At 47.4% G+C, this 13,097-nt stretch carries 12 protein-coding genes; 1 reads left to right on the top strand and 11 read right to left on the bottom strand.

The window, feature by feature from the left end; all coding sequences use genetic code 11:
- Positions 1–8 precede the first annotated feature (8 nt).
- The 9 genes from mtnA to ABN764_RS00570 form a co-directional block, all read right to left on the bottom strand.
- A complete protein-coding gene (mtnA, locus tag ABN764_RS00610; RefSeq protein WP_446670665.1) occupies positions 9–1,109 on the bottom strand; it encodes an S-methyl-5-thioribose-1-phosphate isomerase in 1,101 nt (366 codons plus the stop codon).
- A 17-nt stretch (positions 1,110–1,126) separates the two neighbouring features.
- Entirely contained in the window at positions 1,127–2,350 is a 1,224-nt protein-coding gene (gene mtnK, locus ABN764_RS00605; RefSeq protein WP_065291257.1) for an S-methyl-5-thioribose kinase, read from the bottom strand.
- Positions 2,351–2,371: 21 nt separating this feature from the next.
- Positions 2,372–3,373, bottom strand: a complete 1,002-nt coding sequence (locus tag ABN764_RS00600) for an ABC transporter permease (protein WP_446670664.1) — start codon at positions 3,371–3,373, stop codon at positions 2,372–2,374.
- Positions 3,374–3,375: 2 nt separating this feature from the next.
- Positions 3,376–4,890, bottom strand: coding sequence for a sugar ABC transporter ATP-binding protein (locus ABN764_RS00595; RefSeq protein ID WP_446670663.1), 1,515 nt, complete (start codon positions 4,888–4,890; stop codon positions 3,376–3,378).
- Between the two features lie 111 nt (positions 4,891–5,001).
- Positions 5,002–6,120, bottom strand: coding sequence for a sugar ABC transporter substrate-binding protein (locus tag ABN764_RS00590; RefSeq protein ID WP_446670662.1), 1,119 nt, complete (start codon positions 6,118–6,120; stop codon positions 5,002–5,004).
- Between the two features lie 765 nt (positions 6,121–6,885).
- Complete coding sequence (locus ABN764_RS00585; RefSeq protein ID WP_174811281.1) at positions 6,886–7,860, bottom strand: alpha/beta hydrolase; 975 nt, start codon at positions 7,858–7,860, stop codon at positions 6,886–6,888.
- 130 nt (positions 7,861–7,990) lie between these two features.
- Positions 7,991–8,377: a DUF2500 domain-containing protein gene (locus ABN764_RS00580; RefSeq protein WP_174811282.1), complete on the bottom strand. Its 387-nt coding sequence runs from the start codon at positions 8,375–8,377 to the stop codon at positions 7,991–7,993.
- A 62-nt stretch (positions 8,378–8,439) separates the two neighbouring features.
- The gene (locus ABN764_RS00575; protein ID WP_083189148.1) at positions 8,440–8,964 is read right to left on the bottom strand and encodes a GNAT family N-acetyltransferase; all 525 of its coding nucleotides are present in this window, start codon (positions 8,962–8,964) and stop codon (positions 8,440–8,442) included.
- A 22-nt stretch (positions 8,965–8,986) separates the two neighbouring features.
- A complete protein-coding gene (locus ABN764_RS00570; RefSeq protein ID WP_446670661.1) occupies positions 8,987–9,454 on the bottom strand; it encodes a DinB family protein in 468 nt (155 codons plus the stop codon).
- A gap of 151 nt (positions 9,455–9,605) precedes the next feature.
- Between ABN764_RS00570 and ABN764_RS00565 the strand changes: the two genes are divergently transcribed.
- Positions 9,606–10,118 (top strand): DUF2165 family protein, encoded by a 513-nt coding sequence (locus ABN764_RS00565; protein ID WP_142543140.1) that lies wholly within the window; start codon positions 9,606–9,608, stop codon positions 10,116–10,118.
- A gap of 136 nt (positions 10,119–10,254) precedes the next feature.
- Here ABN764_RS00565 and ABN764_RS00560 read toward each other — a convergent pair whose 3' ends face one another.
- Both ABN764_RS00560 and ABN764_RS00555 read right to left on the bottom strand, forming a co-directional pair.
- Positions 10,255–11,565, bottom strand: a complete 1,311-nt coding sequence (locus tag ABN764_RS00560; protein WP_446670660.1) for a purine/pyrimidine permease — start codon at positions 11,563–11,565, stop codon at positions 10,255–10,257.
- Positions 11,566–11,624: 59 nt separating this feature from the next.
- On the bottom strand, positions 11,625–12,962 hold the full coding sequence (locus ABN764_RS00555; RefSeq protein WP_174810419.1) for a sigma 54-interacting transcriptional regulator: 1,338 nt from the start codon (positions 12,960–12,962) through the stop codon (positions 11,625–11,627).
- Positions 12,963–13,097: the final 135 nt, after the last annotated feature.

The raw sequence follows: 13,097 nt of genomic DNA, 5'->3' as shown, positions 1-13,097 counted from the left end.
GCAGTCGATCAACCCTTCTTAGACGCAGCTTCCTTGCGGAACATCTCTGACAGAGAATCTGCAAACGGCGGATAAGCAATGCCATGCTGCGTGATGATTGCTGTGATGAGAGAATGATCGGTCACATCGAAGCTAGGATTGTATACCTTAACCCCTTCTGGCGCCATTGGCTGCTCATACCACTTGCTCGTTACTTCACTGTCAGGACGCAGCTCGATATGAATATCGTCGCCTGTCTGGCACTCCAAATCCACCGTAGATAATGGCGCGCATACATAGAACGGGATGCCATAATGCTTTGCCAGGATGGCCACACCAGAAGTGCCAATCTTGTTCGCTGCATCACCGTTCGCCGCCACTCGGTCGCAGCCGACCAATACAGCTTGTATCTTGCCTTCCTTCATAACGATAGATGCCATATTGTCACAGATCAACGTTACATCCACGCCCGCTTCCTTAAGCTCCCAGGCCGTTAAGCGAGCCCCTTGCAGCAATGGACGCGTCTCATCTGCGTATACCTTGAACTGATAGCCCTGCTCTTGGCCGAGATGGATAGGTGCAAGAGCTGTTCCATACTTCGCTGTTGCAATGGCCCCCGCATTGCAATGTGTCAAGATGCCCCAGTTCGGCTGAAGCAGAGACAATGCATAGCGGCCGATGCTCTCGCATACCTGTTCATCCTCTGCGCGAATCGCTTCTGCTTCCTCTTTCAACGCTGCCTTAATCTCAGCAACAGAGCGATCTTGCACCTGTTCCAGCCTTGCTTCCATACGATTCAGCGCCCAGAACAGATTCACTGCCGTTGGTCGCGACGAACCCAAGTATTGCTTCGCTTTGCCGAAATCTTCGAAGAATTCCTCATACGTGTCCGCAGGGGATCCCTTCACACCCAAATATACCCCGAATGCCGCCGCAATGCCGATAGCAGGCGCACCACGCACCTTCAAATGATAGATAGCATCCCAAATATCTTCGAGTTTCTGTAGCTCGAGATATACGGTTTCATTCGGAAGACGTGTCTGATCTAGAATGACTAGCGTATTCTTCTCATCCTCTAACCGAACTGATGATATCATGCTGACTGTTTGACTGCTGTTCATTTGACTCATCCTTCCATCCTCCCATTCTATCGGCTGTACATCTCGCTGCTTGAACTGATGATACGGAAATAGTCACTGCCTCGCTTCATGTCAGAACGATCCATAATGAGCTGCTTGCCCATGATGAGACACATCCGCTCAGCACGTTCTCTTGCATCAGCATCAGCAATGGATGCAATCTCTCTCACATGCGCGATGCCGAGTGTGCGACGGCACAATTCAAGCCCCGCAACACCCGCTGCATCCTTCATAATCAGATCAAGATAATATCGATCGAATCCGGGATACGAAGCTGACTTATCTAGAACAGATGTTGACCATAAGGATAAGAATTTCGTTTGGAATTGGTCAACAACGTCTTGAATCGTTTCAATGATCCATTCCATATGACGTTCCTTCAAGTCGCCCGCTTCCATTGTACATTCTGCATTCACATAGGCAAAGATTAAGTTTGCAATAATATTGCCCACATCGTATCCTGCTGGCCCGTAGAAAGCGAACTCCGGATCAATCACTTTGGTCGAATCCTGCTTCACGAAGATTGATCCTGTATGTAAATCGCCGTGAATAAGAGATTGAGTATGCGTCATAAATTCAAACTTCATCTTCGCCGTTTCCAGCAGCAACGCTTCATCTTCCCACAAATGCTTAGCTGCGAATTCACGAATCGGCTCGTAGACATCGTTTCTCGCACAATTGTAGAATGGCTCCGTATATACAAGATCTTCGGTAATCTCACACAAATCAGGATTAATAAATGTTTTAACCCGTTCTTTCTTCTCCTTATGATTCATGACAACATCAGATGTCAACAGCAATGTGTTCGCCATAAATGTCGTAATATGCTCCACGAACAGAGGGAACTGCTCCCGGTTCAATAACGCGGTGCGCATAATGACATGATCGGACAAGTCCTCCATTACACAGCAGTTCATGATCGGATCATAGTTGTATACTTCCGGGACAAGTCCAGGTGCAAGCTCATTTTGGATTTTCAGAATCTCGCTTTCGATGCGATTACGGTCAGGAGATACTTTGAATTCATCCGAAATCCGCGCTACAGGGCCTGCTTGCTTAATGATAATAGAACGCTTCGACTGCTCATCGACGAGCCGGAACACGTAATTTAAGTTGCCGTCCCCAATCTCCTTGCAGGTCAAGCTCGCATCCTCGGAGAATACATCCAGCTTCGTTAACGCATAGTCGATTACATCTGCTTCTTGCATTGTAAAGTACGTTGTATATTTCATTCCTTTTCCCTCCCGTAAGCCTTATTTTTTCTTGTAATACGTTAAGGCCAGTGCAAATGCGAGCACCGTCCCCTTCACGATGTCCATCGCATAGTATGGAACCGACATCATGACAAGACCATTTTGCAAGATCCCAATCAGGATTGCTCCAATGAATGTACCGAATGCATTCGGTTTCCCAGCACCTGCTACAGAGAAGCCGATGAAGGCTGCCGCTACTGCATCCATCAAATACGGCGCACCAGCATTCACCTCTGCAGTCATAACACGCGAAGCGAGTATAATGCCGCCAATCGCTGCGAACCCCGCTGATAGAATATAAGCAAGCACTCGGTACTTATTGACCGCGATTCCTGACAGTTTCGCCGCCTCGATATTGCCCCCGATTACATACATATATCTGCCATGCTTCGTGTAGTTCAAGAATACGTGCACAACAGCGACTACAATGAGCATTATGACAATAATCCAAGGAACTTGCCCGATCTTAGCAAATAAAGCACTTATTTTCCCCGTTGCGAACGAGCCATCTGGCATCACCATATTTTGCGAGACAGTCGCCCCTCTTGTATAGGTAAGCGCCAAGCCTTGTATAATGAACATCGTTGCCAGCGTCATAAGCATGTCCGGTATTTTCACCTTCACAATCATGAACGAGTTCACTACACCTGCAATCAGACATACCAGGATCGCAGCAATGATCGAGATGAATGTATTTTGCGAATGCCATACGAACATAGAAATAACGATCGCATTTGCAAGCGAGGCGACGGAACCAACGGACAGGTCAAAACCGCCTACCGCAAGCGAGATCGTGATCCCAATAGAAATAATGGTTACAATCGAGATCGAACGCAAAATATTAATAATATTGGACGGCAGCAAAAAGCTGCTTGACAGCGTTCCGAACACAGCGATCAATAGCAATATTGTAATAATGGTGCCGTATTTATATAAAAAATCGAAAAAGTCAAACGACTTGGGTGTCTGTCCTTGAGCTTGACTACGTCGAATTATGCTCATACCTATTTACCTCCTGTTGAATAGAACAATAATTCTTCTTCATTCGTATCGTTCGTGTGCAGTTCCTTCACAATCTGTCCGTCGTACAGTACATACACACGATCCGTAATGCCTACGATTTCCGACAATTCACAGGAGGCGTAGATTACACTCTTCCCTTGCTCCGCCAGCCTCGTAATTAGCTCGAAGATGTCCTTCTTCGCCCCGACGTCCACGCCCTTGGTTGGCTCGTCAAATATGTATACTTCCGCATCAGCCAGCAGCCACTTTCCAATCGCAACCTTCTGCTGATTGCCGCCCGATAAATTTTGTACTTTCGTATGTTCGCTAGGCGTCTTAATGCCGAGTTCCTCAATAAGCCTTCTTGCCTCTTCTCTTTCTTTGCGAAATTGAAGGAACGGCCCCCACTTGCAATACCTCGATAGATTCGCTGCCGAGATGTTATGCACGACAGATTCAAATATCAATATCCCTTCCTTGCGCCGCTCTTCGGGAACAAGCGCAATTCCTGCCTTCACGGCATCATGTGAATTGCGAATGGTTATCGGTCGATCATCGAGCTTATGCTGTCCCGACTGAATCTCGGAAGCCCCGAACAGCGCTTTGCATAATTCCGTCTTGCCCGCTCCAACCAATCCTGCGACGCCGACAATTTCCCCTTTGCGCACATGCATATGAATATCTGCAATCTTATGAAAGTCAGATAGATTGCTAACTTCAAAATGCATGCCTCCAATGGAAGTTGCACGCTCGGGAAATTGCTCGCCAAGCTTCTTGCCCAGCATGTATTCAATCGTCTCAACAGGGGTGGTATCCGCAATCCGCATCTTCGTCACGAGTTCCCCGTCGCGCATGATCGTGATATCATCGCAGATCTCGAACAGTTCCGGCAAGCGGTGAGAAATAAAGATAACCCCTACATTGTTCGCCTTCAGATCGCGTACAATGCGGAACAGTTCAGTCGTCTCTGCATGACTTAGCGGCGCTGTTGGCTCGTCCAAGATAAGAAAGCGGCATTTCGTAGAGATTGCTCTCGCGATTAACACCATCTGCTTCTCCGCCAGTGTTAATTCACTGACGAGTTTCTTGGTTGGTACCTGAACATTCATTCGCTTCAATATGTGCCCAGCGGAATCATGAAGTCTCCTCCATCTGATCCATTGCTTCGGCCCCATATCATGAACCATATCTTCCAACATGATATTCTCGCCTACTGTCAAGTAAGGAATCAGCGCAGTATCAACTTCCTGATAGACAATCTGAATCCCTAGGTTTTTCGCCTGACGCGGCGAACGGATCGTCACCGCTTCACCATTAATCCAGATTTCCCCGGTATAGTGACTATACGCACCGGACAATGCCTTCATTAAAGTAGACTTCCCTGCCCCATTAGCGCCAATCAGCGCATGCACATTCCCCGTCTCTGTTGTAAAATGAACGTTCTTAAGCGCTTGTACACCGGGAAACTCTATCGAGATATCCTTCATTTCCAGGAGTATCTTGCTCGTCTTCCCCATCTCCCTGACCCCCTGTTCACGATGAGCAGGCAAGCGCTTCGCGCGCCTAACCAGTTGTCTGATCCGACGCTTGCCTGTTCGCTATCACTGTGCGAGACTAGCTTCGACCTGTTATTGCGCCTTGTTAGCCTTCTTAAGCGCCTTCATCCAGTCTTCTTCGAAGTCCGTGCTTACACCCCAGCCCGGAATAATCTTGTTCAGGCTCTCCATGTTGACAGCATCACCTATGGAGTTCAATTGAACTTGAGTAATCAAAGTCGGCTTCAAATCATATTTCGGAGGTGTATCTTCACCAGCAATCTTCTTCGCCAGCAAGCGCAAATTGACTGCACCAATTACCTTCGGATCAACTGCCGCCGTGGAAGCCCATGGACTGTTGTCCTCTTGCATGAGCTGCAGATCAGCATTCGATACATCGATACCGTAGATTTTAATCTCTTCACGACCCGCTTCCTTCAACGCCCGTGCTGCTCCAATTGCGAACGCGTCCCATGTTGCGAAGATCGCATCGATTTCCCCTTTGCCGTGCTTAGTCAGCATCGCTGCAACCGCATTCTGTGTCTGAACAGATGTGTCTGTTGCAGCCACACCGAAACGCTCCACTTCCTTAATACCAGGATTATCTTTCAAAAATTGCTGATAGATTCCGTTACGAGCTACCATTGGCGGAAATCCATCTACCCACAGGTATACAATATTCCCTTTGCCGTTCAGCTGCTTATTCAAACTTTCTAGCGCTAGACTTGCCAATTGGCCATCATCCTGTGATGTCATGGTTACCCCATTCACCGAAGACACTTCTGGAACAGAGTCAAATGTAACGACCGGGATTCCTTTTTCCGTCAGCTTCTTCACATCTTCAACCGTTGCCGCATCATCACCGTGCGAGATGATAACGCCGTCATATTTTTTATCCATCGCTTGAGCGATCGCATCATGAAATTTGGCAGAATCGTTATTCGCGGAGAAGGTATCTACTACGAAGCCCAGCGATTCACCCTCTTGTTTGGCTCCAGCTAGATACTGTGCGGTATGGTCATCACCGCCGATTTTGCGAATAACCATAATTTTTATGTCTTTGTCTTTAATCGATTGTGGAAGGTCAGCAATTGCCCCCTTGTCTACGGCGGCCTTGCCTGAGGATGACTTGCCGCTTGTTGAACAGCCTGTTGCAACAAGAACGACAGCCATTAATGATAGGATCAGTACTTTGAACATGTTTCTTTTCATAGAACACACTCCTCGATATCATATGAAAATGATGAATGCCCCGCACTAAAATTGGTTTGTTTTTCCTATAATTGATTTCATACTAACACCTACATTGTGGAATCGCAACGAATAATATTGTTTATTATTGATTGTTGTTGTTTCTTGTCTGTTTCGCTGCGGCGAAATCCCCCCTCTTGCCTAATTACTCTTCTTACCCGTGTTCATCGTTATGCAGGCATCCCTCCTTGGCAAAATATAAGCCAATACCAAAATGCGAATGGCAAGTGATAAGAATAGGAAGAGATGAAGAGATAACCCTCCTACCTAATTAGAAGCAAGCTCCTAACTGATGGGTCATCATTCTCGATCAAAAACGTGAAATTCAAGGATTGCATGGAATAATGTCAGGAATGCAGCAGGATGAAATATAGTCAGGATACCGTTCGGGGGTTCGTTTCTATGGTGAGTTTCCTTAAGGAGTCCCGATTGCAGAGATCGAAATCTGCTATTTTTTGTCATGTGGTAGCCTATATTATACTATAATTATATGCTTACTAGTGTTATTTTTTTCAAAGATTCGACATCGGTTTTCACTTCAGCTGCTGTCACATAGATATTGGTTTTTATTGCCGATATCCTCCATTCTATGAACATGGTTACCATCGTTTTTTGTCAATTGAAGACAAAAAAAAAGGATGACTGCACCATACAGTCATCCTTCATCCATTTCATCGATATGAATTGGAGCTATTTATAAATTCACATGACGTAAATCCCAGCGCCTCATGCTCCATTCGCATTGCTTCCTGTCCACACATTGACTCCCGCCTCGTCATATTGATCCTGAACTTCCTTCAGGAAATCATGCACAGCAGACTCGTACTTCTGACGATCGGTTGGGTATGCATTCGCATGCACAGCATCGTCGATAATTACCAGCTTCGTTAATCCCTCTGTCTTCTCTTGATAGATCTGTTCGCTCATCCGTGTTGGCACGAATGTGTCTGCCTTGCCGTGTATCAGCAGTAGAGGGATGTCCTTGTTCGCAACCTCTCGAATCGGCTTCACCTGCTTCATCGAGAACTGTGCTATCCGATTCAAGCTCCGTTCCAACAGCGCAATAAATGGAAAATGTGGAACATGGTTCAGTTCCTTCATTTGATATTTCATTAATTCTTCCATGTCCGAATAGGGGCAATCCGCAATGATGAATTTGGCATGCTTATTAATGCCTGCATACATCAGTACTGTGCCTCCACCCATCGATTGCCCATGAAGACCGATGAAGGCATCATGACCAACTCGTTCACGTACCCATGCAACCCAGCGATCGAGGTCTTGACGCTCATAGTAGCCATACGTTGCATACGTCCCTTCGCTTCGCCCATGGCTCCGCTGATCCACAAGGAGCACATTATAGCCTTCCTCGGTAAATAGATTGATAAACTGCGAGCCAATAATATGATTTGCCGTATAGCCGTGGACGATAATCATGACTTTCTTGCGCTCTGGATAGGGCTCGATATAGTACCCGCGCAGCGTCAGACCGTCCTCCGAAGTGATGAATACATCTTCCTTGGCCATTTCAGCGAATTCCTGCCTGCTCATCAAGCCGAACCCTTCAACCGCGTCAAACGCTTTGTCCAGCGTGCTTCTCTCCCACATCGTTACCTGACGGAAAGCATACCGGCTCACTGCAATCGTTGAAATCACAATGATCAGGATAAGAATGAACGCAGCCGCTCCAATCCACCACATGTACAATCATCCTTTGCAAAGTTCCTATTCTGTCTGTCTCTCTATATGATAGCTGCTCCAACATCATTTCGCTAGTTCCATGCACACTGGCACTGTATCGTCTAGCTGTGCGTATGATACCATCCTTCTTTCAACGAACGTGATACCGCTCGAACTCATAAAACCTCGTCCCTTGAAATGTCAACTTCCCGCGATCTCCTGCGGCCAGCAATCCGTAGTCCGATTTCTTCACATGGAACTCCATCCGATCCCCGCTCTCCACCTCGAACGTCGCGTAATAATGGGTTGAATAGTGGCTGAAATGATCCGCGTCATGACTATTGGACACCTCTGTTCGCTTATCCGTCACTATCGCTTCCACAGTTAGAACTGGCTGTTGATTGTTGTAGTTCCATTGCATAATACCCTTAATAATCACAAAGATGAAGACAGCTATAAACAGAACAATGAAAATTGGGAAGATCGTAGACATCAGATTGAACATTGATGCTGGCTCATTGAATCCTCCTACGCCCATGCAGTACCCTGCTCCTTTACCTGTTGACTCTGAGTATAACCCCGGCTGATAAGGCTGATAACTTACCCCGTCTTGATCGTAATCCAATACTTGCAAATTCCATCCTTGGTGTCGCTTAATACACCCTCGTTGCCTTCAATCACTCTTCGTGAGCGAAGATTATCTTCATCGACTGTCAGCAGCACTTCTGTCAACCCAAGTCCCGCTGCTTCACGAACAAGTTCACGGAGTAAGAGCGTTCCATATCCTTTGCCTCGCTCATCTAGCCGGATGACGTAGCCAATATGACCGCCTCGTTCAAGCAGCGCTTCATTCAATCTGTGCCGAAGCTTCCCATATCCAACCGGTCGACCGTCCACATACAGCCAATATATCGTCTGCTGCACATATTGCGGCATTAGATTTATCCCTTGCGATATATTCCAATGCTGTCTCAGGTAGCTTCGGAATTGGCCTCTTCTTATGCCGTACGCACTATTGACGAAGCCATTCTCACCTGGGCCGATCCCCTGCAGCATCTCATAAATATCATAACCATCTGTAAGCTTGAGCGATCTCAGCTCTATCATCTTCTCAGTTCCACCCATGGTGTAATGCCTCCAATCCCATCTATTCAAACATTACAATCTTAGGCTCCGCCGCATGCTCACACAGCAAGGTGAACAACTGACCCCGGTGATGCGCCAGATGAAGGATGATTTCCAGCATCCACTCAAAGCGCGAATATGCAACTCCCCAATACGCGGTTTTGATTTCAAGCCAGTGCTCTTCCGACCACGAACGCATCGCTTCAACTAATGATTCGTGAGCGTCTGCCAACGTTTCCTTCATTTCTTCGATTGTATGTGGTGTATGTTCTTCATAGAAACGATCCATATCGGTCTGAGTTGCTTCGTTCATAATATGCAGATCGGCCGCACAAATGAGAGTCAAATGAGCGAGCATGTCTCGTAAACAACGTTTATGAGACATGGGCTGCAAATCCAACTGCTGCTCTGTTACCTGTTCCAAGATGCCGCGAATTGATTGTACAGCAAGATTCAATTGATGAATAAGTGATTGTTTATGAGCTTCCATGTCGATTGAAATCTCTCCCTGTGTCAATGATGTATGTCTTGCAATTTGATATTTTCGCACTCCAATATGAACGTTTGACAACATATTCATGGGTGCTATAGTAGTATTGTTAAATCATTACATAGAAAAACATAGAAAAGGGGTAACAGCTATGAATCTCTCAACAGGTGTGTTAATCCGCTTTACCAAAGCATTAGCCGTGATGTTCTTCGGGCTGTATGTGTTCCTCGTTGCCTTCGGCAATATTACAGATTACAATACGAACTTCCAATTCGTGAAGCATGTGCTTAGTATGGACACCACATTTCCCGATAACAACATTATGTACCGCGCCATAACAGGAACGACGATTCATCATATTGGTTATATTGCGATTATCATCACAGAGGCAGCTGTCGCATTCATTTGCATCTGGGGATCACTTCGCCTGTTCTCCCACTTGCATGCAGATGCAGAATCCTTCCACAAGGCGAAGAACGTGTCGATCGCGGGTCTTATTCTTGGCTTGTGCGTGTGGTTCCTAGGCTTTCAGGTAATCGGTGGCGAATGGTTCGGCATGTGGATGTCCTCAGAGTGGAATGGCTTGTTCCCTGCGGATCGACTGACTACATTCATGATGGGTGTTCTCATTTTTCTAACCATGAAAAACGATGAAGTGAACTAATCTACCATTTTCCCTATTTTGCCAATCTATTATAATACGAAAAAGGCGACAAATCCAATTTGACGCCTTTCTTTTCGATATATTTAGTTGTTCTTCTCTTCGTTCCATCGCAAGATTATATACAACATTCAGCTTCCTACGATTCTTCCTTCTGTGTTCTGCCCGCTCCACGATCCAGCAAGCGGCTTCCCTGCTCCATCGCCATGCACAGGATCATGCCTACGATCAATCCGTTGTTCGCCATAGTCTTCAGCAGTCCTGGCAATTGCCCAACTGCTTCAGCCGGGATGAACATACAGCCAATCCCCATCATAATAGATACGCCGAGGATGAAGCGATTGCGCTCATTCATAGGAATCGATTGGAACTCCTTCAATCCCAATCCGACCATCGAAGCGAATGGGATGAATATCGTTGCATACCCTACCGGCATGGGAATCGATGCAAAAAAGGCCGTTGCTGGCGGAAAGAAGCTAATCCCTGCAATGAGCACACAGGCAATAACGAATGGCAGACGCTCATAAATTCGAGTCGTCATGATGAAGCCCGCTGTCCCTGAAATCGGAACACATCCCATTGCGGAGAAAATGCCTCCTAAGCCTGTATTCGCACCCATCATCAGCATTGTACGATCATAATTGACAGGTTCGGATGTCTTTCCTGAATTATCCATCACACCCTCCATGACGCGAATGCTCGTCATCATATTGGCAATGAGAAGAAGACTGACGAACAAGGACGTCATCAAGATGCCGGAATCCAGTTCAGGCAGGCCCCAAGCGAATGGCATGGGCGCTGATACCCATGAAGCAGAAGGCTGTATAGGCTCAGTGATGCCGAGCAGATAGAACAGCAGCCAACCAATGCACAAGCTAATGAGCACAGAATAGTTGCGCAAAAAGGCCTTCGAACTCCGCGGCAGCAGCATGGCACACAATAATGTAATAATTGCGGGAATCGTAACCTGAAGCTCTACATGTGTAGAGGCACGATAGCCAACTCCGAGCATTCCCTTCATGAAGGAGCCGCTAAGCTGTGCAACAAGCAGAAGCAGATACGTCCCTACGACAAGCGGTGTGAACAGCTTGCCAATTGCCGACGTTAAGCGCAGCACAGCAATGATAATGAAGAGCGCGCCTGCAATCAGCATCCCCATCTCCAGCTGCCGCAGTCCGCCTTCGAGCGATATTGTTCCTGCCGCGATGAGGCCGCCGTAGACTGCGAAGACGCCCCACCATAAACCAGCCGGATTCTCCATAATCGGCAGCCGATGACCGAACATCGTCTGCAATATACCTGATATCCCGATAATCAAAAACGTGCGCTGCATGAATTCCGCAATATCCTGCGGAGAAAATCCAAACGCATGTCCAACTGCCAGCGGAGCAACGAGGCTTCCCGCCAAAATAAATACGAGCCATTGGAATGAGGCCAATCCTAATTTCATGATGTCTCACCTGTTCCTATCTCTATCTAAGTTGTCTATTCTATGATGCAGTTGTAATACTATGAACCTTCCAGTCCATACTGCCTAATCTTATAATACAACGCTCCGCGCGATATGCCGAGCTGTCTAGCTGCCTTGGCCTTGTTGCCCTTCGTTCGCTGCAGCGTCTCCGAGATAAGCGCTCGTTCCATCTCTTCCGAATGAACGCTCAGCGGGAGTTCGGGCTGCGTCAACTCATTCAGTGTCGTAAGCCGGGCATAGTCGGGCAGATCCTGAGCAGCAATGACCCCATCTCCGCCGCGCCCTAGATGAGACGCTAGCGCATATTGCATCGCATTGGCCAATTGCGCCATGTTGCCGGGCCAACGATAAGACGTTATCGCCGCCATTGCATCCGCGCCTAGACTCGGTATAGCCGCGCCAACCTTCTCTGCAGCTTCGCTTAAGTAGAAGCGTGACAATTCCGGAAGCTCCTGCTGGCGCTCCATGAGAGAAGGAATATGCTCGATCTGAAACACATAGTACATCTCCTTCAACAATTGAGCAGATTGTTCCCGCCGCTCAGATCCAGCCCACTCACCGTTCTCTTCTGGAATCGAGGCTATCACATGCGCATCGAGCGTGACGGCTTCCTTCGATTCCATCTCTCCCGACCGAACATATTGACCTTCTTGCAGTGCTTCTATTAACCTCTCCTGCACCGAAGCCGGAAGCATATGCACATCCTTCAAATACAAGGTTCCATTCTGCGCCAGCTCAAGCTTGCCTATTCGTGGGTGCTCTCCTTCATAGCCGAACAATTCAGCCTCCAGCAGGCCTGCTGGAATCCCACTACAGCTTACATAGACGAACTGTCCTTCACGACCACAGTGAGCGTGCATCCACTTCGCAACCGACTTCTTCCCTGCTCCTGCAGATCCGGTTAGCAGCAGCGGACACTTCATCCGAGCCAAGGCCCCTAGACTGCTCTGCTTCTCCGCGGTCAGCGGCAGTAAGGCTGTCGTCACTCCCTCTTCACTTGGACGGCTGACCATCTCTGCGCTCAATTTCACATATTGTGTTACATTCCGTTCAATCGAAATGGCGCCCATAAGCTCCTGATTCTGATCGAATACAGGAATGGCATTGATCATCACATGCATTCCCGGACGCGGTTCATGATAGACCTCGCGCACTTCCTGTCCGCTCTCCATCACATGCAGCAGCATAATCGATTCCCGTTGGAAGTAGTCTCCGATCTTCCGCCCTACGATGACAGTCCGCTCAATGCCATACGTACGCTCAGCGGCACCATTCCAATAGATAACCGTACCCTCAGGATCAACAATCGTCACTGCATCATTCGTCGCTTTCAACACGCCTTCGAGCCATGATTGTATTTGTTGCGACTCTAGCATTCTATCACCGATTCTTCTCTATTTTTTCTTAAATTATGGCAAAAAGAGTGGGAAAAAGCAACGAAAACACAAATAGACACCTGTTCCGTGCACATGTAGAGCCCAACCCATTTTCCATATGATGCTAAAATAATG

The sequence above is a fragment of the Paenibacillus wuxiensis genome (assembly GCF_040195695.1).
GTDB lineage: Bacteria > Bacillota > Bacilli > Paenibacillales > Paenibacillaceae > Paenibacillus_B > Paenibacillus_B suaedae.
The sequence above is the reverse complement of the archived record's forward strand: the minus strand, read 5'-3'. Positions and strand labels throughout refer to the sequence as shown.

Coding starts and splice junctions, on each gene's coding strand:
- mtnK (WP_065291257.1), bottom strand. CDS start 2,350: ATGAAATATACAACGTACTTTACAATGCAAGAAGCAGATGTAATCGAC.
- ABN764_RS00595 (WP_446670663.1), bottom strand. CDS start 4,890: ATGGGGAAGACGAGCAAGATACTCCTGGAAATGAAGGATATCTCGATA.
- ABN764_RS00590 (WP_446670662.1), bottom strand. CDS start 6,120: ATGAAAAGAAACATGTTCAAAGTACTGATCCTATCATTAATGGCTGTC.
- ABN764_RS00585 (WP_174811281.1), bottom strand. CDS start 7,860: ATGTGGTGGATTGGAGCGGCTGCGTTCATTCTTATCCTGATCATTGTG.
- ABN764_RS00565 (WP_142543140.1), top strand. CDS start 9,606: ATGAATCTCTCAACAGGTGTGTTAATCCGCTTTACCAAAGCATTAGCC.
- ABN764_RS00560 (WP_446670660.1), bottom strand. CDS start 11,565: ATGAAATTAGGATTGGCCTCATTCCAATGGCTCGTATTTATTTTGGCG.
- ABN764_RS00575 (WP_083189148.1), bottom strand. CDS start 8,964: ATGGGTGGAACTGAGAAGATGATAGAGCTGAGATCGCTCAAGCTTACA.
- mtnA (WP_446670665.1), bottom strand. CDS start 1,109: ATGAGTCAAATGAACAGCAGTCAAACAGTCAGCATGATATCATCAGTT.
- ABN764_RS00600 (WP_446670664.1), bottom strand. CDS start 3,373: ATGAGCATAATTCGACGTAGTCAAGCTCAAGGACAGACACCCAAGTCG.
- ABN764_RS00580 (WP_174811282.1), bottom strand. CDS start 8,377: ATGGGCGTAGGAGGATTCAATGAGCCAGCATCAATGTTCAATCTGATG.
- ABN764_RS00555 (WP_174810419.1), bottom strand. CDS start 12,962: ATGCTAGAGTCGCAACAAATACAATCATGGCTCGAAGGCGTGTTGAAA.
- ABN764_RS00570 (WP_446670661.1), bottom strand. CDS start 9,454: ATGGAAGCTCATAAACAATCACTTATTCATCAATTGAATCTTGCTGTA.